This window comes from Actinomadura sp. NPDC049753 (assembly GCF_040674655.1).
GTDB classification, from domain to species: domain Bacteria; phylum Actinomycetota; class Actinomycetes; order Streptosporangiales; family Streptosporangiaceae; genus Spirillospora; species Spirillospora verrucosospora.
Genome location: NZ_JBFARL010000138.1, coordinates 1 through 22,654, shown reverse-complemented (window position 1 = coordinate 22,654; position 22,654 = coordinate 1). Strand labels below are relative to the sequence as shown.

General features: G+C 74.1%; 22 protein-coding genes and 1 pseudogene. 15 read left to right on the top strand and 8 right to left on the bottom strand.

Translation table 11 applies throughout. The features are described 5' to 3' along the window. Positions 1-264: 264 nt before the first annotated feature. Together AB0K37_RS28845 and AB0K37_RS28840 are read left to right on the top strand one after the other, a co-directional pair. On the top strand, positions 265-873 hold the full coding sequence (locus AB0K37_RS28845) for a malonic semialdehyde reductase (RefSeq protein ID WP_363986292.1): 609 nt from the start codon (positions 265-267) through the stop codon (positions 871-873). Between the two features lie 25 nt (positions 874-898). Next, entirely contained in the window at positions 899-1,054 is a 156-nt protein-coding gene (locus tag AB0K37_RS28840) for a hypothetical protein (RefSeq protein WP_363986290.1), read from the top strand. A gap of 22 nt (positions 1,055-1,076) precedes the next feature. Here the strand turns inward: AB0K37_RS28840 and AB0K37_RS28835 are convergent, their stop codons facing one another. Further along, positions 1,077-1,712 (bottom strand): TetR/AcrR family transcriptional regulator, encoded by a 636-nt coding sequence (locus tag AB0K37_RS28835; RefSeq protein ID WP_363986288.1) that lies wholly within the window; start codon positions 1,710-1,712, stop codon positions 1,077-1,079. A 132-nt stretch (positions 1,713-1,844) separates the two neighbouring features. On the opposite strand from AB0K37_RS28835, the gene AB0K37_RS28830 reads away from it, so the two are divergent. The 4 genes from AB0K37_RS28830 to AB0K37_RS28815 all read left to right on the top strand — a co-directional run bounded on the left by AB0K37_RS28830 (position 1,845) and on the right by AB0K37_RS28815 (position 7,002). Beyond that, positions 1,845-2,825, top strand: a complete 981-nt coding sequence (locus AB0K37_RS28830; protein WP_363986286.1) for a phosphotriesterase-related protein — start codon at positions 1,845-1,847, stop codon at positions 2,823-2,825. 83 nt (positions 2,826-2,908) lie between these two features. Next, a complete protein-coding gene (locus AB0K37_RS28825; protein ID WP_363986284.1) occupies positions 2,909-3,994 on the top strand; it encodes a trypsin-like peptidase domain-containing protein in 1,086 nt (361 codons plus the stop codon). A 62-nt stretch (positions 3,995-4,056) separates the two neighbouring features. Further along, positions 4,057-6,336: an FdhF/YdeP family oxidoreductase gene (locus tag AB0K37_RS28820; RefSeq protein WP_363986283.1), complete on the top strand. Its 2,280-nt coding sequence runs from the start codon at positions 4,057-4,059 to the stop codon at positions 6,334-6,336. Positions 6,337-6,372: 36 nt separating this feature from the next. After that, positions 6,373-7,002, top strand: a complete 630-nt coding sequence (locus tag AB0K37_RS28815) for a DUF1707 domain-containing protein (protein WP_363986281.1) — start codon at positions 6,373-6,375, stop codon at positions 7,000-7,002. On the opposite strand, the gene AB0K37_RS28810 is transcribed toward AB0K37_RS28815, so the two are convergent. Further along, positions 6,993-7,691, bottom strand: coding sequence for a TetR/AcrR family transcriptional regulator (locus AB0K37_RS28810; RefSeq protein WP_363986279.1), 699 nt, complete (start codon positions 7,689-7,691; stop codon positions 6,993-6,995). The two genes, AB0K37_RS28815 and AB0K37_RS28810, sit on opposite strands and share 10 nt — an antisense overlap. A 125-nt stretch (positions 7,692-7,816) precedes the next feature. Here AB0K37_RS28810 and AB0K37_RS28805 point away from each other — a divergent pair, with 125 nt between their 5' ends. Then, a complete protein-coding gene (locus AB0K37_RS28805; protein ID WP_363986278.1) occupies positions 7,817-8,830 on the top strand; it encodes an alcohol dehydrogenase catalytic domain-containing protein in 1,014 nt (337 codons plus the stop codon). Here AB0K37_RS28805 and AB0K37_RS28800 read toward each other — a convergent pair. Next, the gene (locus tag AB0K37_RS28800; protein WP_363986276.1) at positions 8,814-10,217 is read right to left on the bottom strand and encodes an amidase; all 1,404 of its coding nucleotides are present in this window, start codon (positions 10,215-10,217) and stop codon (positions 8,814-8,816) included. The genes AB0K37_RS28805 and AB0K37_RS28800 overlap by 17 nt on opposite strands. 2 nt (positions 10,218-10,219) lie before the next feature. Further along, on the bottom strand, positions 10,220-11,158 hold the full coding sequence (locus tag AB0K37_RS28795; protein WP_363986293.1) for a D-2-hydroxyacid dehydrogenase: 939 nt from the start codon (positions 11,156-11,158) through the stop codon (positions 10,220-10,222). A gap of 382 nt (positions 11,159-11,540) precedes the next feature. On the opposite strand from AB0K37_RS28795, the gene AB0K37_RS28790 reads away from it, so the two are divergent. The 6 genes from AB0K37_RS28790 to AB0K37_RS28765 all read left to right on the top strand — a co-directional run bounded on the left by AB0K37_RS28790 (position 11,541) and on the right by AB0K37_RS28765 (position 16,914). Beyond that, positions 11,541-12,023, top strand: a complete 483-nt coding sequence (locus AB0K37_RS28790; RefSeq protein ID WP_221493891.1) for a DUF3830 family protein — start codon at positions 11,541-11,543, stop codon at positions 12,021-12,023. 16 nt (positions 12,024-12,039) lie between these two features. Beyond that, a complete protein-coding gene (locus AB0K37_RS28785) occupies positions 12,040-12,801 on the top strand; it encodes an Asp/Glu racemase (protein WP_363986274.1) in 762 nt (253 codons plus the stop codon). Between the two features lie 35 nt (positions 12,802-12,836). Then, positions 12,837-13,610, top strand: a complete 774-nt coding sequence (locus tag AB0K37_RS28780) for a maleate cis-trans isomerase (protein WP_363986272.1) — start codon at positions 12,837-12,839, stop codon at positions 13,608-13,610. A gap of 21 nt (positions 13,611-13,631) precedes the next feature. Beyond that, positions 13,632-14,291 (top strand): GntR family transcriptional regulator, encoded by a 660-nt coding sequence (locus AB0K37_RS28775; protein ID WP_363986270.1) that lies wholly within the window; start codon positions 13,632-13,634, stop codon positions 14,289-14,291. 92 nt (positions 14,292-14,383) lie between these two features. After that, entirely contained in the window at positions 14,384-15,637 is a 1,254-nt protein-coding gene (locus AB0K37_RS28770) for an aminotransferase class III-fold pyridoxal phosphate-dependent enzyme (protein WP_363986268.1), read from the top strand. Positions 15,638-15,774: 137 nt separating this feature from the next. Continuing rightward, positions 15,775-16,914, top strand: coding sequence for an acyl-CoA dehydrogenase family protein (locus tag AB0K37_RS28765; protein WP_363986266.1), 1,140 nt, complete (start codon positions 15,775-15,777; stop codon positions 16,912-16,914). 66 nt (positions 16,915-16,980) lie between these two features. Here AB0K37_RS28765 and AB0K37_RS28760 read toward each other — a convergent pair whose 3' ends face one another. Further along, positions 16,981-17,838, bottom strand: coding sequence for an alpha/beta fold hydrolase (locus tag AB0K37_RS28760; RefSeq protein ID WP_363986264.1), 858 nt, complete (start codon positions 17,836-17,838; stop codon positions 16,981-16,983). Positions 17,839-17,993: 155 nt separating this feature from the next. Further along, complete coding sequence (locus AB0K37_RS28755) at positions 17,994-18,692, bottom strand: TetR/AcrR family transcriptional regulator C-terminal domain-containing protein (RefSeq protein ID WP_363986262.1); 699 nt, start codon at positions 18,690-18,692, stop codon at positions 17,994-17,996. A gap of 70 nt (positions 18,693-18,762) precedes the next feature. Between AB0K37_RS28755 and AB0K37_RS28750 the strand changes: the two genes are divergently transcribed. Both AB0K37_RS28750 and AB0K37_RS28745 read left to right on the top strand, forming a co-directional pair. Then, positions 18,763-20,190, top strand: coding sequence for an MFS transporter (locus tag AB0K37_RS28750; RefSeq protein WP_363986260.1), 1,428 nt, complete (start codon positions 18,763-18,765; stop codon positions 20,188-20,190). Then, positions 20,187-20,567, top strand: a complete 381-nt coding sequence (locus AB0K37_RS28745; protein ID WP_363986258.1) for a cupin — start codon at positions 20,187-20,189, stop codon at positions 20,565-20,567. The genes AB0K37_RS28750 and AB0K37_RS28745 overlap by 4 nt, the downstream gene beginning before the upstream one ends. 45 nt (positions 20,568-20,612) lie before the next feature. Here AB0K37_RS28745 and AB0K37_RS28740 read toward each other — a convergent pair whose 3' ends face one another. Together AB0K37_RS28740 and AB0K37_RS28735 are read right to left on the bottom strand one after the other, a co-directional pair. Further along, entirely contained in the window at positions 20,613-21,758 is a 1,146-nt protein-coding gene (locus AB0K37_RS28740; protein ID WP_363986256.1) for a CaiB/BaiF CoA-transferase family protein, read from the bottom strand. A 74-nt stretch (positions 21,759-21,832) separates the two neighbouring features. Further along, a pseudogene (locus AB0K37_RS28735) lies at positions 21,833-22,654 on the bottom strand (hypothetical protein); the annotation flags it as partial.

Here is a 22,654-nt window from a genome sequence, read left to right as displayed (position 1 = left end):
GTGGCCGGTGCGCGGCCGCGACGCCGGCCGCGTCCCCGCCGGGTACCAGGCGGGGCGCTGGGCCGTGCTGGCCGGAGTGTCGGTCCTGACCGTCGCCACCATCGCGGGCGCGCTCGTCGCGGCCGCCGAACGCCTCCCGTTCTGATCGGCCGCCGCCGCGGCCGCTTCCTCCGGGTGTGGCGCACCCCACTTCCTGACGCGGAAGATAACGGACCGTCATCGCATTGACTCCTCGGAGAGTTCCCGTCCGAGAGGCATCGCACGATGACGACCGCGACCCAGACCCCGCTCGTCCTGGACCCCGCCGCCCAGGAACTGCTGTTCCGCGAGGCGCGCACCGCCAACGCCTTCACCGGCGAGCCGGTCGGCGAGGACCAGGTCCGCGCGATCTACGACCTGGTCAGGTGGGCCCCGACCGCGATGAACAGCCAGCCGCTGCGCATCGTGGACGTGCGCAGCCGGGAGGCGCGCGAGCGGCTGGTCCCGCTCATGAGCGAGGGCAACCGCGCCAAGACCGCGACGGCCCCGCTGACCCTCATCGCCGCCGCCGACGAGGACTTCCACGAGCACATGCCGGTCACGTTCCCGCACCGGGAGGGCGCCCGCGAGGCCCTGCGGGACAGCCCCGGCAGGCCGGCGATGGCCCGGTTCAACGCCGCCCTCCAGCTCGGCTACCTGATCCTCGGCATCCGCGCGGCCGGTCTCGCCGCGGGCCCGATGACCGGTTTCGACGCTGACGCCGTCGAGAAGGAGTTCTTCCCGGGGGGCAACGTCCGCCCCATCGCCGTGGTCAACGCGGGACGGCCCGCCCCGGACGCCTTCCACGCCCGCAACCCGCGCCTCGACGCCGCCCAGGTCATCACCACCGTCTGAGCCTCCCCCCCGCTGGAGACCCCCCATGACCCAGGCGGCCGCCTCCGCCGGCTCCGAGCTGTCCGATCCCCCTCCGGCCGGCCGGAGGCTGGTGCTGATCCTCGTGCTGGGCGCGCTGACGGCGCTGGCGCCGCTCGCCGCGGCCGCCTCCCGGGCCCCGCGGGCGGCGGAGCGGACCTGAGACCGCGTCCCGCCCGGCGCCGTCAGTCCGCGGGCCGGTCGAGCGCGCCGAGGATGAACCCGGCGACCTCGTCGGCGAGCCTGGCGGCGGGCTTGGGGCCGTCCGCGCGGTACCAGGACGGCATCTGGTTGACCATGCCGAGCGCGACGATCGTGATCGTCTCGGCGGGGGTCCCGGTGCCGAACACGCCGTCGCGCTGGCCCTGCTCGATGAGGTTCCGGAACGTCACGTGGTAGCGGCGGCGGTCGGCGCGGACCGAGCGCATCCGGGCGTGGTCCAGCCGGTGCATCTCGCGGGCGAACACCTTCGCCTCGTCGATGTGCTCGGCGGTGCTGCGGATCAGCCCGGTCAGCACCGCGTGGACGGCCTCGCGCGGCGGCAGTCCCCGCGCCAGCACAGCCCCGAGGTCGGCGAGCTGGCGGGCGATCAGCGAGTGGTAGATCTCGTAGAGCAGGTCGTCCTTGGAGTCGAAGTAGTGGTACAGCGCGCCCTTGGTGACCTCGGCGGCCTCCACGATGCTCTGCACGGGCGTCCCGTCGAAGCCGCGCTCGGCGAACAGCCGCAGCGCCGCGTCCAGGATCCGCCGCTCGACCGCGCTCTGCCTGACGGGCGCCGCCGACTCCGGCGCGGGACCGGGCCCCGACTCGGACTGGGCCACCTGGGCACCTCCTTAGCGCGCCGCGTTGACTCCGGTGCGTTCCGCGCTCTAGCTTGCCAGAAACCGACCAGTCGGTATGCCCCCGGGCCGGTGTCGGATCCCCCGGCATCACCGCGCACCGCAGGAGAATCGATGCCCGCAGTTGAAACCGTCCGCGGCCCCGTCGACGCCGCCGCCCTCGGGCGCACGCTGATGCACGAGCACGTCTTCGTGCTCGGCGCGGAGTACGTCCAGAACTACGGCGCGGGCGACTGGTGGGACGAGGAGGAGAAGGTCGCCGACGCGGTCGGCAAGCTGCGCGAGCTGGCCGGCCTCGGCGTCACCACCATCGCCGACCCCACGGTGTGGGGGCTCGGCCGGTACCTCCCGCGGATCCAGCGGATCAACGAGCAGGTGCCGGAGCTCAACATCATCGTGGCGACGGGCATCTACACCTACAACGACGTGCCGTTCCAGTTCCACCACCGGGGTCCCGGCACGCTGGTGGACCAGGGCCCCGACCCCATGATCGCGGACTTCACCCGCGACCTGACCGAGGGCATCGCCGGGACGGGGGTCAAGGCCGCGTTCCTCAAGTGCGCCGTGGACGCCCCCGGCCTCACGCCCGGCGTCGAGCGGGTGCTGCGGGCCGTCGCCGCGACGCACCGGGAGACGGGCGCGCCGGTCACCGTGCACACCGAGAGCTCGATCCACGCGGGCCGGACGGTCGTGGGCCTGCTCGGCGAGGAGGGCGTGGACCTCTCCAAGGTCGTCGTGGGGCACGCGGGCGACAGCAACGACCTCGACTACCTGATGGAGCTGGCCGACACCGGCGCGATCCTCGGCATGGACCGCTTCGGCCTCGACATCATCAACCCGACCTCGGAGCGGGTCGCGACCGTGGCGGCGCTGTGCGAGCGGGGCTACGCCGACCGGATGGTCCTCAGCCACGACGCGTCCTGCTTCATGGACTGGTTCGGCCCCGACCCTGCGACGGTGCCCGCGATGCAGCCGAACTGGAACTACCGCCACATCAGCGAGGACGTCCTGCCGGCCCTGCGCGCCGCCGGCGTCTCCGACGCGCAGATCGACCAGATGCTGGTGGAGAACCCCCGCCGCTACTTCACCGGCTGACGCACCGCATTGCCTCCTCCCCCTTCGGTCTAATCCCCCGGAATCGGGAATCATGGGAGGAACCTGCGGGAGGAGGCATCCAGGTGAGCGAGGACTCCAGGCGCCGCCGCGCCCGCGCCGCGATCCCGGTGCTGCTGGTGGCGCTCCTGGCCCTCCTCGCCCCCGGCTGCCGGGTCGTGGAGAGCGGAAGCCCGCAGGACGCGCCGCCGTCCGCCGCGCCGACCCGCCACAAGCACGCCAGGCCCAGCGGGCGGCGGCCGGGCGTGGTCAACATCGAGACCGAGCAGACGCTGAACGGCACCCGCGCCGCCGGGACGGGCATCGTGCTCACCGCGTCCGGCCTGGTGCTGACCAACAACCACGTCATCCAGGGCGCCACCGCGATCAGGGGGACGGACGTCGACGACCGGCGCGGCTACCCGGCGCAGGTCGTGGGCTACGACCGGGCGGGCGACATCGCGGTGATCCGGCTGTCCGGCGCGACCCGGCTGAAGACCGCCGCGTTCGCCTCCGCGGGCGGCGTCGCGGTCGGCGACACGGTCACCGCCGTCGGCAACGCGGGCGGCAAGGGAGGCACGCCCACGGTCGTCACCGGCAAGATCACCGCACTGGAGCAGTCGGTCACCGCGCGCGACGACAGCACCGGCACCTCCGAGCGGCTCACCGGGCTGATCGAGACGAACGCGCCGATCCGGCCGGGCGACTCCGGCGGGCCGCTGCTGGACACCTCCGGCAAGGTCATCGGCATCAACACCGCGGCGTCCGCCGGGTTCCCGGTGAAGGACACCCAGAAGCGCGAGGACCACCGGGGCTACGCGATCCCGTCCGACCGGGCGCTGGAGATCGCCCGGCAGATCCAGCGCGGCGAGGCGTCCTCGACCGTGCACATCGGCCGCACCGCGATGCTCGGCGTCAAGGTCCGCCCGAACGGCCGCTCCCCCGGCGCGCTGGTCGCCGAACTCGTGCCCGGCTCCCCCGCCGAGGCCGCCGGGGTTCCGGTCGGGGGCGTCATCGTCGCCTTCGGCGACGCCGCGGTCGACACCCCGTCCACTCTCACGAACCTGATGCTGGCCCACCATCCGGGGGACGCCGTCCGGATCGAGTGGACGACGAGCCAGGGCGACCGGAGGGCGGGGACGGTCCACCTGACGGAAGGCCCGCCCCAGTAGCGCGCCGGACCGGCGCGGTCGTGCGACAGTGGGGGTGTCGGCCGACCACGAGGATGTGCCCTATGACGCGCAAGGCGCCCGCCGGTGACTTCGACGACTCCGAGCTGGAGGTCTCGGAGCCGAAGACCTGGGCGGCGGGCGTTCCCGGCGTCACCGCCGCGCTGCGCCACGCCCACGCGCAGATGGGCGTGCGGCGGACGGCGCTGACGCTGCTGCGCGTCAACCAGAAGCAGGGGTTCGACTGCCCGGGGTGCGCCTGGCCGGAGGGCGACCACCGGCACGCCGCCGAGTTCTGCGAGAACGGCGCCAAGGCCGTCGCGGAGGAGGCCACGGCGCGGCGCGTCACCCGGGAGTTCTTCGCCGAGCACGGCGTCGAGGAGCTGGCCGGGCGGTCCGACCACTGGCTGGGCCAGCAGGGGCGGCTGACCGAGCCGATGGTGAAGCGCGCCGGGTCGGGGCACTACGAGCCGGTGTCGTGGGACGAGGCCTTCGGGCTGCTGGCGTCCGAGCTCAACGCCCTGGACTCGCCGGACGAGGCCGTCTTCTACACCTCCGGGCGGACCAGCAACGAGGCCGCGTTCGCCTACCAGCTGTTCGCGCGGGCGTTCGGCACGAACAACATGCCCGACTGCAGCAACATGTGCCACGAGTCGTCCGGGTCCGCGCTGAGCGAGACGATCGGCATCGGCAAGGGTTCGGTGCTGCTGGAGGACCTCTACCGGGCCGACCTCGTCTTCGTCGTCGGCCAGAACCCCGGAACGAACCACCCGCGGATGCTGTCGGCGCTGGAGCGGGCGAAACGGGAGGGCGCCCGCGTCGTCGCCGTCAACCCGCTGCCCGAGGCGGGGCTGATGCGGTTCAAGAACCCGCAGCGCGCCTCCGGGATGGCCGGGCGGGGCACGGTGCTGGCCGACCGGTTCCTGCAGATCCGGCTGAACGGCGACCTCGCGCTGTTCCAGGCGCTCAACCGGATGCTGCTGGAGTCGGACGCGCCCGGGGCCCTCGACCGGGAGTTCCTCGACGCCCACGCGCACGGCTTCGAGGCGTTCCGCGAGCACGCCCTCGGCCTGGACTGGGACGACGTGCTGGAGGCGACCGGCCTCACCCGCGAGGAGATCGCCGCGACGCTGGGCGACGTCCTCGCCGCCGAGCGGATCGTCGTCTGCTGGGCGATGGGCCTCACCCAGCACCGCAACTCCGTGCCGACCATCCGCGAGATCGTCAACTTCCTGCTGCTGCGCGGCAACATCGGCCGGCCCGGAGCGGGCGTCTGCCCGGTGCGCGGCCACTCCAACGTGCAGGGCGACCGGACGATGGGCATCTGGGAGCGGCCGAAACCCGCCTTCCTGGACGCCCTCGCCGCCGAGTTCGGGTTCGAGCCGCCCCGCGAGCACGGCCTGGACACCGTCGGGGCGATCCGCGCCATGCGCGACGGCAGGGCGAAGGTGTTCCTCGGCATGGGCGGAAACTTCGTCCGCGCCACCCCCGACTCCGCCGTGACGGAGGCGGCCCTGCGCCGCTGCCGGCTGACCGCTCAGGTGTCGACCAAGCTCAACCGGTCGCACGCGGTGACCGGGGAGGTGGCGCTGATCCTCCCGACGCTCGGCCGCACCGAGCGCGACGTGCGGGAGACGGGGCCGCAGATCGTCTCCGTCGAGGACTCCATGGGCATGGTGCACGCCTCCCGCGGCCGCCTCGCACCGGCGTCCGGGCGCCTGCTGTCGGAGGTGGCGATCGTCTGCCGGCTCGCGCGGGCCGCGCTGCCCGGCTCGGACATCGGCTGGGAGGCGATGGAGCGCGACTACGACGTGATCCGCGACCACGTCTCCCGGGTCGTCCCGGGCTTCGAGGACTTCAACGCCCGCCTCCGCGAGCCGGGCGGCTTCACGCTCCCCCACGCTCCCCGCGACGAGCGCCGGTTCCCGACGGCGACCGGCAAGGCCAACCTCACCGTGAACGAGCTGGAGGTCCTGCGGGTCCCCGAGGGGCGGCTGCTGCTCCAGACCCTCCGCAGCCACGACCAGTACAACACCACCGTCTACGGCCTGGACGACCGCTACCGGGGCATCAGGGCCGGACGCCGCGTCGTGCTCGTCAACCCCGCCGACCTGGACCGCCTCGGCATCGCCGACGGCGCGACCGTCGACCTGGTCTCGGAGTGGCCGGACGGCGCCGAGCGCCGCGCCCCCGCCTTCCGCGCCGTCTCGTACCCGACCGCGCCGGGCTGCGCGGCGGCCTACTTCCCGGAGACGAACGTCCTGGTCCCGCTCGACAGCACCGCGGAGATCAGCAACACCCCCACGTCCAAGTCCGTCGTGGTCCGCCTGGAGCCGGCGCCCTGACTCCCGCGACGCGTGGCGCCGGTCTAGGCTGCGGGCATGACGAACCTCCCCGAGCATCCCGGAACGCCTGGAGCGCCGGAGATGCGGGCCGGTGACGCCGACCGCGAGCGGGTCGCGCAGGTGCTGCGGGACGCGGCCGGCGACGGGCGGCTGACGCTGGACGAGCTGGACGAGCGGCTGGACGCGGTGTACGCCGCCAAGACCTACGGGGAGCTGGAGCCGATCACCCGCGACCTGCCGTCGCCGGGCCGGGCGGCTCCCCCGGCGGCGGGGGCGGACCGGCGGCCGGTTCCCGGCGCGCCGTCCTGGCGCCGCGGCATCGCGATCATGAGCGGATTCCGCCGCGCGGGCGTGTGGAACGTCCCCCCGAGCTTCAGGGCGTTCGCCTTCTGGGGCGGCGGGAAGATCGATCTGAGGGACGCCCGGTTCGAGGAGGGCCGGGTGACGATCCGGGCCCTGGCGATCATGGGCGGATTCGAGATCATCGTGCCGGACGACGTCACCGTGCACGTCGACGGGCTCGGGATCATGGGCGGGTTCGACCAGCGGGCGAGCGGGCCCGGCGCGCCGGGCGCCCCCACGGTGGTCGTGAAGGGCCTGGCGTTCTGGGGCGGCGTCGGCGTGAAGCGCCGCGGGCGGCGCGGGGACGGGACCGCTCAGGACTGATCGGCCAGGCGGTCCAGCCACTCGCCCAGCAGCGCCGCCTCCGAGGGGGTCAGCCCGGCCGGCGGGGCCGACCGCAGCGCCGACTTCAGCGCCACCGCCCGGGCCGCGGGAGTGGCGTCGGCCGGGCCGTCGCCTTCCGAGGTCACGGCGGCGAGGACGGCCTCGCGCGTGCGGACCGAGGCGTCCCGGTCGGCGGCGCCGCCGGACGGGTTCGCGATCAGCGTGAGGGCCGTCCCGACCCCGGCGGCGTGGATCATGCGGGCGGCGGTGGCGACCGGGACGCGGAGCCGTCCCGCGGCGGCGACGGCCTCGACCAGGCCCAGCAGGATGCCGTACGCCTCGCCGGCGGCGGCCGGGGTGCGGGGCGTCCCGTACATCAGCGTGTAGAAAGCCGGATGGGTGACGGCGTACTCGATGTGCAGGTCCCAGCCGCGGCGCAGATCCTCGACCGGGTCGCCGGTGCCGGTCTGCGACCGCTTGCCCGCCAGGTACTCCTCGAACCCGTGGGCGGCGACGGCGTCGAACAGGCCGCGCTTGTCGCCGAAGTGGTGGTAGAGCGTCGGCGCCCCGACCCCCGCGGCGGTGCACACGGCCCGGGTCGAGACCGGCTCGCCGCCGGACTCGGTGAGCAGGCGCGCGGCGGCGCGCAGGATGCGGTCGCGGGTGTCGGGATCCCTCTGAGCGGTCACAACAACGATGTTACAAAACTATTCGAGCAGCGCTATGCTGCGTCGTATAGCGTGAGTACAGTCATTGCTATACCGATGCTAGGAAACGGCCGACCGGCCGTCACGACACGAGAGGGGGCGCCGCCATGCGCAGCGCCGTGCTCACCGCCCCGGGCGGACCGCTGGAGATCGTCGAGCGCGAGGAGCCCCGCCCGGGCCCCGGCGAGATCCTGGTGCGGGTCGCCGCCTGCGGGATGTGCTTCTCCGAGGTCAACCACCTGCGGGGCCACTACCCGTTCGGAACGTTCCCCGTCGTCCCCGGACACGAGATCAGCGGGGTCGTCGCGGCGCTCGGCGAGGGCGTCGACTGGCCCGAGGTCGGCACCGCGGTCGGCGCCGCCTGGCTGTACGGGTCCTGCGGCCACTGCGACCAGTGCGCCCGCGGCGACCAGATCCTCTGCACCGGCGCGCCGAAGCAGGTCACCGGCGTCAACCGCGACGGCGGGTACACCGAGTACTTCGTCGGCCGCGCCGGGTTCGTCACGCCGCTGCCGGACGGCCTGGACCCGGTCGCCGGCGCGCCGCTGATGTGCGCCGGCCTCACCGCCTTCAACGGGCTCCGGCAGGCCGGGGCCGCCGCCGGGTCGAAGGTGGCCGTGCTCGGCACCGGCGGAGTCGGGACGATGGCCCAGCGGTTCGCCGCCGCTATGGGCGCCCGCGTCGCCGTGGTGTCGCGGTCGCGCCGCGCCGAGAAGGAGGCGCTCGACCTCGGCGCCGAACTGTTCGTCGCGACCGACGAGCGGGACCCGGCCGAGGCGCTGCGGGCATGGGGCGGCGCCGACCTGGTGGTGAACACCGCGCCCGCCACCGCGACGGGGCTCGCCGCGTTCGGCGGCCTGCGCCCGGACGGCACCCTGCTCTACCTCGGCATGGGCGCCGAGAACGTGAGCGTGCCGCCGATGGCCCTCGTCGCGGGCCGGCTGCGGGTGATGGGCGTGCCTTCGGGCTCCCCGCACGACCTGCGCGACACCCTCGCGTTCGCGGTGGCGCACGGGATCGTCCCCGAGGTCACCCCCGTCGCGCTGGACGAGGCCCCGGGCGTCCTCGCCACGATGGACCAGGGCGCCCACCGCGGCCGCGCGGTCATCGCCTTCGCGTGAACCGGCTCCACGGCCGCGCCCGCTCGTAGACGGCGCACGCGGTCATCACCAGGGCGTCGGCGTGCCGGGCGCCGACGACCTGGAGGCCGACGGGCAGGCCGCGGGAGGTGAAGCCGCACGGCAGGCTCGCCGCGGGCTGCTGGGTCATGTTGAACGGATAGGTGAACGGGGTCCAGCCCGTCCAGCGCGGGGACGGCGAGCCCGGCGGGACCTCCAGGCCGGCCTCGAACGCGGCGATCGGCGTCGTCGGGGTGAGCAGCAGGTCGTAGCGCTCGTGGAACACGCCCATCATCCGCCCGAGCTCCATGCGCCGGGCCGTGGCCGTCAGGTAGTCCAGCGCCGAGTACCGCGCGCCCCGCTCGCAGATCTCCCGCAGGCCCGGATCGAGCAGCTCTCGCTCCTGCGGCGACAGGTGCTCGACGACCTTGGCGGCGCCCGCGAACCACAGGACCTCGAAATCCGCGACCGGGTCCCCGAAGCCGGGGTCGACCTGCTCGACCTTCGCGCCGAGCTCGGCGAAGGCCTCGGCGGCGGCCGCGACCGCCGCCGCGACCTCCGGGTCGACCTCCGCGAACCCGAGGTCGGGGCTGAACGCGACGCGCAGGCCCGTCAGGTCGTCCCGCCCGGCTCCGGCCTCGGCGAACACGACGTCGGGCGGCGGCAGCGACGACCAGTCGCGGCCGTCCGCTCCGCACACGGCGTCGAGCAGCAGGGCCGCGTCCGCCACGGTGTTGGTCATGGGGCCGGTGTGCGCGAGCGTCCCGAACGGGCTCGCCGGGTAGTGCGGGATGCGGCCGTAGGTCGGCTTGATCGTGAAGGTGCCGGTGAACGCGGCGGGGATGCGCACCGAGCCGCCGCCGTCGGTGCCGAGGGCGAGCGGCGCCATGCCCGCGGCGACCGCCGCCGCCGCGCCGCCGCTCGACCCGCCCGGCGTGCGGGAGGGGTCCCACGGGTTGCGGGTGACGCCCGTCAGCGGGTTGTCGGTCACGCCCTTCCAGGCGAACTCCGGCGTCGTCGTCTTGCCGACGAACACCGCGCCCTGCTCGCGGAGGCGGGCCACGGACGGCGCGTCCTCGGCCCACGCGCCGACGGGGTCGATCGTCCTGGAGCCGCGCAGCGTCGGCCAGCCGCGGGTGAGCAGGACGTCCTTGATGGAAACCGGCACGCCGTCCAGCGGCCCGAGCGTCGCGCCGCGGCGCCACCGCTCGGTCGCGGCCCGCGCCATGTCGAGGGTGGTCTCCTCGTCGAGGAGGCAGAACGCGTTGAGCTCCGGGTCGTCCCGCTCGATCCGGGCGAGGACGGCCTCGGCGGCCTCGGCCGGGGACAGCGCCCCCGCGCGGTACTCTGCGAGCAGTTCGGTCGCGGTCAGATCGGCCGCATCGGCCATGGCTACCCCCTCTGGTGCGATGCCGCCCGCTCAGGGCCCACGTAGCCGAGGCGCTTGTCCACGACGTTGCGCAGCGGGCGGCCGGACACGTAGCGGCCGAGGTTGTCGGCGAAGAGCCGGACGAGCTCGTCCCGCCAGCCGACGACGTCGCCGGACATGTGCGGGGACACGATGACGTTCGGCAGGTCCCACAGCGGCGAGGACGCCGGCAGCGGCTCGTCCTCGAAGACGTCGAGCGCCGCGCCCGCGATCCGGCCCGCGCGCAGCGCCTCGACGAGGTCGCCCTCGGCCACCAGGCCGCCGCGCCCGACGTTGACCAGCCGCGCGGACGGACGCATCCGCTCCAGCGCCGCGGCGTCGATCATGCCCCGGGTCTGCGGGGTGAGGGGCGCGGCGAGCACGACGTAGTCGGCGCCGGCGAGCGCCTCGCCCAGCCGCTCCATCGGGTGGACGACGCCGAGGTCGGGGTCGGCGTCGCGGGCGGTGCGCCCGGCGCCGGAGACGGCCAGGCCCGCCGCCGACAGCCGGCGGCCGATCGCGCGGCCGATCGGACCGGTGCCGACGACCAGCGCGCGGGCGCCGGTGATCCGCTCGGTCTCGCGGTGCCGCCAGCGCCGCTCGCCCTGGAGGCGGACGGTGGTGTGCAGGTCCTTGGCGAAGGCCAGCACGAGCCCGAGGACGTATTCGGCGATCGGCTCGTCGAACACGCCGCGCGAGTTGGTGACAACCGTGTCACTGTCGACGAGCCCGGGGAACATGAGCCGGTCGACGCCGGCGCTGGCGATGTGGACCCACCCGGGGCCGCCGGACTCCGGCCACGCGCCGGCCAGGGCGTCCGAGAGGAAGTCCCACATGAACAGGACATCGGCGCCGGGAAGCGCCGCCGCGAGCTCTGTTTCACGCACGTAACGGACCCGCGCGAGGCTCTCCGCCTCCTCCATGCCGCGCGGATCGACGTCGCCCAGCAGTACCACCACGTCAGGCGGGCCACCGGATGCGTGCTGAGCAGGGTCCATCGGCGTCACTTCCGGGGTGTGCGGAGTTTACGAGAAGGCAACGGCGGGAGGCATTGACACGCTAGGAACCGTTCGTAGGATTGTCAACAATCAACGCGGTGGACCGCAGCCCCGGCCATCGCAGTGGGAATGTGCTGCAAGACCGTCGCAACCCGTGCCCAGCAGGGCCAGGACGGATCCCAGAGCGCTCTAACAGCCCCCGTCGGGGGTGTGGGGGGACGTCGTCCTCTCACGAACATGGAGAGTCCTTCGGGTGGCGACGCTCTCGCCCACCCCTGTTCACGGGGAGGTCAGCATGCCCAAGCTCATGACCATCACTCTGGAGCGCCGCGGCGTCTCCTGTGTCGCGGAGCTCCTGGAGAAGGATGCGCCGAGGACCTGCGAAGCGGTCTGGAACGCTCTACCGCTCGGAGGCGAGGCCTACCACGCCAAGTACGCCCGCAACGAGGTGTACACGATGGTCGAGCGGTTCTCCGAGGAGGAGGTCGGCCTGGAGAACCCCACCGTCACCCCCATCCCGGGCGACGTCGTCTACTTCTCCTTCCCCGGCGGGATGCTCGACCGGAAGTTCAAGGAGGAGAAGAACATCCACGCCCTGCCCGGCGTCATCGACCTCGCGATCTTCTACGGCCGCAACAACCTGCTGCTGAACGGGGACGTCGGCTGGGTCCCCGGCAACGTCTACGCGACGATCGTCGACGGCCTGGACCGCATGGCCGAGGCGTGCAACGACGTCTGGCGGTCCGGCGGCGTCGGCGAGCGCCTCCTCTACGCGCGCGCAGAGTCCTAGAGTGGCGGCCGCGCAGATGACATTCGACCCCTCGCTGGTCGTCGGCCCAGAGCTGCTCGCCCAGCACGGCATCGGGGTGGTCGCGCCCTTCGACTTCGCCCTCGACCGGGAGCTGTGGCGCTGGACGCCCGACGACGTGTCGCTGTTCATGACCCGGCTGCCGTACGTGCCGGTCCCGGTCACGGTGGAGATGGCCTCGGCGCTGTCGGACCAGTCGATCGTCCGGCAGGCGACCCGCGACGTCCTGGCCCCCGAGCCGCTCGCGGTCGCCTACGCGTGCGCGTCGGGCAGCTTCATCCGCGGCAAGGCGGGCGAGCTGCAACTGCACGAGTCGATGCTGCGGGCCGGCGCGCCGGTCTCGACGACGACCTCGGGCGCGCTGGTGGAGTCGCTGGGGCTGCTCGGCGCCCGGCGCATCGCGGTCGTCACGCCCTACATCGACGCCGTCACCGAACGGCTCCTGTCCTTCCTGGGCGAGCACGGCGTCGAAGTGGTGTCCTCGGTCGGGCTGGGGCTGCTCAGCCACATCTGGAAGGTCGGCTACGGCGAGATCGTGTCGGCGGTGTCGGCGGTGGACTGCCCCGAGGCCGAGGCCGTCTTCATCAGCTGCACGAACGTCCCGACCTACGACATCATCGCGCCGCTCGAGCAGATGATCGGCAAGCCGGTGCTGACCGCCAACCAGGTGACGATGTGCTCGGCGCTGCGCGCCATGGGCCGGTCGGCGTCCGGTCCCGGACAGTCCCTGGTCAGTCTCGCTCCCTTCACGGCGGCCTAGCCGCCATGATCCCCAAAGGTAGGATTGTCGACAACATGCGCCAGAACGGGTTGCGCGCGGGGTTCCTCTACCCCGGCTACAGCGCCGAGGACGACTACCCCGCCATCGAGCGCGCCCTCGGGGAGGTCAGCCTCCCGGTCGTGCACACGCTGATGCGCGAGGACGCCCACCGCGTCGACGCGCTGCTGGACATCGGCGGCGCCGACGTGCTCGGCGACGGCGCCCGCACGCTCCGCGGACTCGGCGTGAAGGCCGCCGTGTGGGCGTGCACCAGCGGAAGCTTCGTGTTCGGCTGGGACGGCGCCGCGCAGCAGGTCGCGGGGGTGCGCGAGGCGGCGGGCGTGCCCGCCTCCAGCACGTCGTTCGCGTTCGTCCACGCGGCGCGGGCGCTCGGCGTGACCCGGGTCGCGGTCGCCGCGACCTATCCCGCCGACGTCGCCGAGCGGTTCGTCGCGTTCCTCGCCCACGCCGGCATCGAGGTGGTCGCGCTGTCCTGCCGGGGCATCGTGACCGCCGCCGAGGTCGGCACCCTCGGCCGCGACGAGGTGCTGGCGTTCGTCGCGGCCAACGACCATCCGGACGCCGAGGCGGTGCTGGTGCCCGACACCGCGCTGCACACGGTGTCCTGGCTCGACAAACTGGAGGCGCGGGTCGGCAAGCCGGTGCTGACCGCCAACCAGGTGAGCGTGTGGGAGGGGCTGCGGCTCGCGTCCGGTCCCGAGGGTCTCCCGCCGCGCGCCGGGCTGGGCCGGCTGTTCTCCGTCCCCGCCGCCGCCCCCCTGCACGGGCGACATGCCTGGCAGACATGAGAAGACGAAAGGGAACCGCGCATGGGCCGACTGGGTGAGCTGGAGCCTGTTCCCCGCAAGTCGACGGTGGAGATCGTCTCGGACGAGCTGCGTTCGGCGATCATGTACGGGTCGCTGGAGCCCGGCGCGCAGCTCGGCGAGGCCGAGCTCGCCGCGCGCCTCGGCATCAGCCGCGGGCCGCTGCGCGAGGCCATGCAGCGGCTCGTCCAGGAGGGGCTGCTCGTCAGCGAGCCGCACCGCGGGCTGTTCGTGATCACGCTGGACGAGGGGGACGTGGAGGACGTCTACCTCGCCCGGCTCGCGATCGAGCGCGAGGCCTGCCGGTTGATCATGGACCGCAACCGGGGCGAGGCGGTGGCCCGGCTCACCGAGGCGCTGGAGGCGCTCGTGGACGCCGCCCGCGAGCGCGACCGGGTCGCGATGAGCGACGCCGACCAGGCGTTCCACGAGGTGCTGGTCAGCTCGTCGGGGAGCCCGCGGCTGGAGCGGATGGCGCACACGCTGCTGGTGGAGACGCGCATGTGCCTGAACGCGCTGCAGGAGACCTATCCCGAGCCCGCCGACCTCGTGGAGGAGCACCGGCGGCTCGTCGACGCGATCGGCGACGGGGAGGAGGAGCGCCTGCTCACCCTCATCGAGGAGCACATGACCGACTCCATCCAGCGGCTCCGCGAGTCCTGACCACCGGCCCCGCCGCGCGGGGCCGCGGCCCCTGGACAACCGACCCGGGGCCACCTAGATTGCAGATTGTCGACAATCTACCGGAGGGCCGTATGGCGACGCTGTCTCCCCTGCTCAAGCAGGCCACCCCCGTCCTCGCCGAGCGCGGCGAGGGCGTCTACCTCTACGACGCCGAGGGCCGCCGGCACCTGGACTTCACCGCGGGCATCGGCGTCGTCAACACGGGGCACTGCCACCCGCGCGTGGTCGAGGCCGCGCAGCAGCAGGTGGGCACGCTCGTCCACGGCCAGTACACGACCGTCATGCACCGGCCGCTGCTGCGGCTGACCGAGGCGCTCGGCGAGGTGCTGCCGGAGGGCCTGGACTCCCTTTTCTTCCTCAACAGCGGCAGCGAGGCGGTCGAGGCGGCCATCCGGCTGGCCCGGCACGCCACCGGCCGGCAGAACATCGTCGTCTTCCACGGCTCCTTCCACGGCCGCACGATGGGCGCCGCCGCGCTCACCACGGCGGGCACGAAGTTCCGCGCCGGGATCGGCCCGCTCATGCCGGGCGCCGCGATCGCGCCGTTCCCGCAGGCCTACCGGTACGGGTGGCCGGAGGAGGAGGCGACGCGGTTCGCGCTGCGCGAGCTCGACTACCTGCTCGCCACCGCGAGCCCGGCGTCCGACACGGCCGCATTCGTGGTCGAGCCCGTCCTCGGCGAGGGCGGCTACATCCCCGCGCCGCCCGCCTTCCTGGAGGGCCTGCGCGAGCGCGCCGACCGGCACGGCATCCTGCTGGTCGTGGACGAGGTGCAGACCGGGTTCGGGCGGACCGGCCGGTTCTGGGGCCACGAGCACTCCGCCGCGCGTCCCGACGTCCTGATCACCGCCAAGGGCCTGGCGAGCGGGTTCCCGCTGTCGGCGATCGCGGCGCCGGAGGCGCTGATGGCCAAGGCGCGCCCGGGGTCGCAGGGCGGCACGTACGGGGGCAACGCCGTCTCGTGCGCCGCCGCGCTCGCCACCCTGCGGGTCATCACCGACGAGGACCTGGTCGGCAACTCCGCCGTGCAGGGCGCGCGGCTGAACGACGGGCTCCGCAAGGTCGCCGCCGACCACCCGGCGATCGGCGACGTGCGCGGGCTCGGGCTGATGCAGGCCAGCGAGTTCACCACGCCGGACGGCGAACCCGACGCCGCCGCCGCGGCGCGGGCGCACGGGGCCGCCGCCGAGCGCGGGCTGCTGCTGCTGACCTGCGGTGCGTACGGCAACGTCGTCCGGATGATCCCGCCGCTGATCGTCACCGCGGAGCAGATCGACGACGGGCTCGCCCTGTGGGCGGACGCCGTCGCCGACGCCCTCGGCTAGGGGCCGCGCCGCAGGACGGGCCCTTCGGGGTCCGTCCGCCACCACCCGCCGGCGCCGGCGGGCCCGGAGGACCTGCGCGCCGGCGGGTGACGCGCCGCCTGCTAGATTCCGAACCTCGTTCTATACGAGGAGGCGCGTTGGACCCCTGGCAGACCCCGGAGCGCGCGGCGCTGCGCGCCCTGGTCCGCGACTTCACCGCGCGGGAGATCGTCCCCTTCCTCGCCGACTGGGAGGACGCGGGCGAGCTGCCCCGCTCCCTGCACGCCCGCGCCGCCGACGCGGGACTGCTCGGGGCGGGGTTCCCGGAGGAGGCCGGCGGGTCCGGCGGGGAGCTGTTCGACGCGCTGATCGTCGCCGAGGAGATCATCCAGTCCGGCGGGTCGGGCGGCGTGGTCGCCTCCCTGTTCACGCACGGGATCGCGCTCCCCCACATCATCGCCTCCGGGGACGAGGCGCTGATCGAGCGGTTCGCGCGGCCGGCGCTCGCCGGGGAGCTGATCGGCGCGCTCGGCGTCACCGAGCCCGGCGCCGGGTCGGACGTCGCGGGCATCCGCACCACCGCCGTCCGCGACGGCGGGCACTACGTCGTCGACGGCGCCAAGATGTTCATCACCTCGGGCGTGCGGGCCGACTTCGTCACCACGGCGGTGCGGACGGGCGGGCCCGGCTTCGACGGCATCTCCCTGCTGGTCGTGGAGAAGGGCGCGCCGGGGTTCACCGTGTCGAAGCCGCTGCGCAAGATGGGCTGGCTCTGCTCGGACACCGCGGAGCTGTCGTTCGACGGCGTCCGCGTCCCGGCGGAGAACCTGGTCGGCGCGGAGAACAGCGGGTTCCTGCAGATCGTCCAGAACTTCGTGACCGAGCGGCTCTCCCTCGCCGTCCAGGCCTACGCGACGGCGCAGCGCTGCCTGGACCTCACCCTGGCCTGGGTGCGGGACCGGGAGACGTTCGGGCGCCCGCTGGTCTCCCGGCAGCTCGTCCGGCACAAGATCGCCGAGATGGCGCGGCGGACCGACGTCGCCCGCACCTACACCCGCGCGGTCGCCGCACGGCACGCCGCAGGGGAGGACGTCCTCACCGAGACCGCCTACGCCAAGAACACCGCCGTCCTGGCCTGCGAGCACGTCGTGCACGAGGCCGTCCAACTGCACGGCGGGACGGGCTACATGCGCGAGTCGGAGGTGGAGCGCCACTACCGCGACGCCCGCATCCTCGGCATCGGCGGCGGCACCAACGAGATCATGAACGAGATCGCCGCCAAGCGCCTCGGGCTGTGACGCCGGAGGCGGCGCGGCGGCGCCCGGCGGTGAGGGGGGAGCCCGCCGGACGCCGCCGTCTCCGGGTCAGCCGAGGGGGTTCGCGCAGTCGATGGGCCAGTACGGGCCCCAGACGTCGAGCGAGTTCAGCACGAACCTGATCATCACCGGGTCGAAGGCGATGCCGACGTGCGCGTTGGTGTCGTTCGCGCACTTGTCCTGCAGCAGGACGTTCTGCGCGTTGGAGCCGTTGAGGAACTCCGAGGTGTAGGGCGTGACGACCTCGTCGTACTTGGTGGACAGCACGATGTAGGTCGGGCCGGGCACGGTGTCGCCGCCCTCGTTCAGCTTCGTGAGGAAGTCCGAGCCGACGATCTGCTGGCCCGCGGCCGGCGCGGCCTTCACGACCGCCTGCGTGATGCCGAGCAGGCTGCCCAGCTCCACCAGCCCGGACATGTTGGTGCCGTGGTTGGACGGCACGATGCCGACCAGCTTGTTCACCTTCGCCGCGCCGCCGAGGAACTTCATGTAGTACCGCGGCATCATGCCGCCCTGCGAGTGCCCGACGATGTCCACCTTGGACGCCCCGGTGGAGGCCGTGACCCTGTCGACGAACGCCGCCAGCTCACCGGCCGACGTGGGGATGTCGCCGATCCCCTGGACGGGGCCGTCCTTCGGGCCGCCGTAGTTGAGGGCGTAGACGCAGTACCCGGCCTTCTTGAGCGCCGGAGAGAGCTTCTGCCAGTTGAAGGCCATGTTCTCGAACGTGCCGTGCACGAGCACCACGGGGCGTGGGTGCAGGAACGAGGGCTTGCAGTTCCAGTCGTTCGCCCCTTGCGGGCTCGTCTCGGCGTGCGCGGCGGGCGCGACCGTCCCGGCCAGGCCGAGGGCCGCGGGGACCGCCGCGGCGATGACCGCCCACGAGCGAAGTCGTGTGAAACGCATGGGCATCTCCCTAATGCGGGCACGACGAACAAGGCCGGCGTCCGGCCTTTCCTGCGTCGTGTTGATCGGGGGTGGAGTGCCCACAAGGTACGACCGCGTTCCGGCGCGGTCTTGTGCAATGACCACCGGTTACCGCGAGGGAATTGTCAGCCGGTTCACAAGCGGTCCGGCGCGGGCGGCGTGGCCTGCGGGCCTGGTGCGCGGGTGAGTCCGTCGACGAGCGCACGCAGCCCGTCGAGGTAGGTGTCCTGCGCGGTCAGCTCCGCCCAGCGGCCCGACAGGGACGCCAGCCGCGGCAGCTCCGCCGGGTCGAGTCCGGCGAAGACCCGGTCGCGGTAGGTGGGCCGGTCGTCCGCCGCGCGCCTGCGGGCGGACGCGGCCCGCACGAGCATCTCCCCGGCCGTGTAGTACCAGACCGCCCGGTACCCGTGGACGGCCTGCTCGATGGTGAGACCGCACTCCATCAGGGCGCCCACGATCCGCTCGTTGTACCAGAGCGCCTCCTCCGCCATCAGGTCGTCGGCGGTGAGCACCTCGACGATCCACGGGCAGCCGGCCAGCGTCTCGCGGATGGCCGCGGCCAGCACGACGACGCGCTCGCGGGGATCTGCGGGCAGGTCGGGCCTGCGCAGGTTCCGGGCGGCGTAGTCCTCCAGGAGCAGGAGAAGGAGCTCCTCCTTGTCGCGCACGTGGTGGTAGAGCGCCATCGGCGTGCTGCCGACCTCCTTGGCCAGGCGCCGCATCGTCAGCCTGCCGGCCCCCTCCCCGTCCACGATCCGGCGGGCGGTCTCGATGATCTCCGCGCGGGAGATGCGGGGCGGCCTGCCGCCGCCCCGCCGCTCTGTGGACGCCATCCCCACATCATCGCGCATGCGCGCGCCCCGGTCTGGACAGGCGGGCCCGCCTCCGGCTACGTTTTTATACATGTATAGAAAATCGAGACCAGGGGTGGTGCTGGCGGCCGCGTCCGTCGCCCAGTTCGTCGTCGCCCTGGACATGGCGGTGGTGAACGTCGCGCTGCCCGCGATCCGGACGTCCCTCGGCTTCGCCCCGGTCGACCTGGCCTGGGTCGTGCACGTCTACGCGCTCGCCTTCGGCGGGTTCCTGCTGCTCGGCGGCCGGGCCGGCGACCTGTACGGGCGGCGCCGGCTGTTCGTCCTCGGCCTCGCGGTCTTCGGCCTCTCCTCGCTCGGCGGCGGCCTGGCCCAGGCGCCCTGGCAGCTCGTCGCCGCCCGCGCGGGGCAGGGCCTGGGCGCCGCGGCGGTCGCCCCGGCCGCCCTCGCGCTGCTGACGACCACGTTCGAGGGCCGCGCCCGCGTCCGGGCGCTCGGCGTGTGGAGCGCGGTGAACGCGGCGGGCGGCGCGCTCGGCGTCCTCGCGGGCGGCGTCCTGACCGAGTACGCAGGCTGGCGCTGGGTGATGCTGGTCAACCTGCCGATCGTCGCCGCCGCCCTGGCCCTGGTGTCCGCGGGGATACCGGCGGCGCGGCCCGCGGCTCGGGAACGGGCGGACGTGCTCGGCGCGGTTCTCGCCACCGGCGGCATCGGGCTTGCGGTGTTCGGAGTCGTCCGCACCGACACCCTCGGCTGGACCTCCCCGCGGACCCTCGCCACCCTGGCCGCGGCGGCGGCCCTCCTCGCGGCGTTCGTGTTCGCCGAGTCGCGGTCCCCGGCCCCGCTCGTCCGTCTCGGCCTGCTGCGGAGCCGCTGGGTGGCCGGCGCGAACCTGATCGTGTTCTTCGCCGCCGCGGGGCAGTTCTCCGCCTTCTACTTCGTGTCCCTCTACATGCAGCAGCTCCTGCACATGGGGGCGGCCGAGACGGGCGCCGCGTTCCTGCCCTTCTCCGCAGGGCTGGTCGCCGGGACCGTGGCCGCCACCCGCATCACCTCCGCCCGGTCGCCGCGCGCCTCACTCGTCCCCGGCGGCCTGCTCGCCGCCGCGGGACTCGGCTGGTTCGCCCTCATCAGCCCCGGCGGCGGCTTCCTCACCGACGTCCTCGGTCCCTCCCTGCTGTGCAGCGTCGGCACCGGCCTCGTCCTCGCCCCGGTCGCCGTCGCGGCCACCACCGGCGTCGTGCCCCGCGAGGCGGGCATGGCCTCGGGCCTGCTCAACAGCTCCCGCCAGCTCGGCGGCTGCGTCGGCCTGGCGGCCCTGGCGACCGTCGCCGCCCACCGCACCGGCGGCGCCACGACCGAGCGCGCGCTCAACGACGGCTACGCCCTGAGCCTCGCCGTCTCCGCCGCGCTCTTCCTCGTCGCGGCCGCGGTCGCCGCGGCCCTCCCGCGCCGCGGGGCCGCCGCCGCGCACTCCCCCGCCCCCAAGGAAAGCCGACTGGAAGGAACACGCCCATGAATCCGATCGACATGTTCGCCTCCGCCCTCACCTTCCACCCGGACGGCGCGGTGCGCCCGGCCGAGCGCCGCATGACGAGCGACGACGGCGGCTGGCAGATCGCGGCGTTCCGCGTCGAGACCGATGAGGACGTCCACGCCGACCAGTGGGAGGTGCACCCGGCCGCGGAGGAGGCGGTGTGCTGCCTGTCCGGCGGCCTGCGGATCTACTTCCGGCCCGAGCGGCCCGGCGGCGAGGAGGAGATGGTGCGGCTGCCCGCCGGCACGGCGGTCGTCGTCCCCCGCGGCCGCTGGCACCGCCTGGAACTGGACGCCCCGAGCGACGTCATGTCCGTCACCCTCCGCCAGGGCTCCCGGCTGGAGAGGCGCACCGTCTGACGCGCTCCGGTGGCCGTGCCCGGACGGGCACGGCCACCGGCCCGGTCAGGCCTGGGCCACGGCGCCCTCCTTGAGGAGGGTCTCGGCGTCGTCGAAGCCCAGGTCGTCCAGGACGGCCCTGGTCTGGCCGCCGGGGAGGACGGGGACGCCGTCGGTCTCGGCCGGGGTCCGGGAGAAGCGGGGCGCCGGGGCCGGCTGGCGGTGGCCGGCGAGCTCGGGGAAGACCTCGCGGGAGGTGTTGAAGGGGTGCTCGGCGGCCTCGGCCAGCGACAGGACGGGGGCCACGCAGGCGTCGCTCGGGACGAAGACCTCCGTCCACTCGTCGCGGGTCCTCGTGCGGAAGGCGGCGGCGAAGCGCTCGCGCATGGCGGGCCACCGTTCGCGGTCGTACTGGGCGGGCAGGTCCTCCCCGTCGACACCGAGCCGGCGGAGGAACTCGGCGTAGAACTGCGGCTCGATGGCGCCGACGGCCATGTGGCGGCCGTCGGAGGTCTCGTAGACGTCGTACCAGGGGGCGCCGGTGTCGAGCATGTTGACGCCGCGGCGGTCCTCCCAGATGCCGCCCGCGAGGAAGCCGTGGATGAAGGTGGACAGGTGGGCGGTGCCGTCCACGATGGCGGCGTCGACGACCTGGCCGCGCCCGGTCGCCCGCGTTTCGAGCAGGGCCGCGAGGACGCCGGTGACGAGGTACATGCTGCCGCCCGCGAAGTCGCCGAGCAGGTTCATCGGGACCTGGGGCGGCCCGCCCGCGCGGCCGATGGCGTGCAGGGCGCCGGTGATCGCGATGTAGCCGACGTCGTGGCCGGCGGTGTGCGCCAGCGGCCCCTCCTGCCCCCAGCCCGTCATCCGCCCGTACACCAGGCGGGGGTTGCGGGCCAGGCAGTCGTCCGGGCCGATGCCGAGGCGCTCGGTGACGCCGGGCCGGAACCCTTCGAGCAGGACGTCGGACTTCTCCACCAGGCGGAGGACGACCTCCTTGCCGCGCTCGCTCTTGAGGTCGATGGCGATCGACCGCTTGCCGCGGTTGGTGAAGTCGGTGCCGCCGGCGGTCTGCCCGTCCCGGACGGCGGAGGCGCGGTCGACGCGGATCACGTCGGCGCCGAGGTCGGCCAGCAGCATCGCCGCGAACGGCCCCGGCCCGATCCCGGCCAGCTCGATCACCCGCACTCCGGAGAGCGGCCCGTTGCCCATCTGCGACTCCCTGAATCTCGTTCGGTCCCCCCAGTGTGCCCGATCGAGGTAAGCGGGTGCTGACCCGACCCGCCCTATCGGGCGGTGAGGGTCACGGGCGTGCCGGGGGTTCCCCTGCCGACGAGGAGGCGGTCGCGCGTCGCGGCGCCCCGGACCCCCTCGGCGTGCGGGACGAGACCGCGCGCCGCCGCGGCCACGTAGTACCAGCCGCCCGACGGTGCGCGCCACCACGTCCCGCTGACCGGGCGCTGGACGTCGCAGGCGCCCGTGGCCCGGTTCTCCGCCCCGAGCAGGGTCGCGAAGGCGGCGGTGCCGCCGTCGGCGTACGCCACCCGGGTGCAGGCCCAGTCGGCGCTCTTCCCGCCGTGCGGCAGCGTCCCCGACCAGAAGTCGAACGCCGTCGCCGCGGAGAGGGGCCGCGAGGACGCGGGGACCGCGCAGGCCAGCCTCTTCCAGAAGGACCGGGCGGTGCGGCCGAGCACGGCCGGACGGTCGGGGCCGCCCGGGCGGCGGTCCGGCGCGCGGTAGCCGAGGACGGCGGCGCGCGGGCCGCCGAGGTCGCCGACCGTGCGCGTGCCGAGATGGAAGAGCGGGCCGCGGCCGCAGTCGGTGCCGGGACGGACGGGCGCCGTCACGCCGCCGGACGCGGCGAGCCGCCCCCCGGCGAAGGTCTCCGGCCGGGTGTCCCAGGGCGACAGGAGGTAGCGCCCGCCGCCGAGGGCGATCGGCGCGGACGGGTCGGCGCCGATCGCGGCGACGTCCAGGCGCCCGGAGGCGTAGCGGGCCAGGCGTCCGCCGCTGCGCATCACCGCGAGCGGCACCCCGTCCACGGTGCCGGCGTACAGCAGTTGCGCGACGCCGCTGTCGGGGCGGCGGCCCCCGGGCGCGGCGGCCCA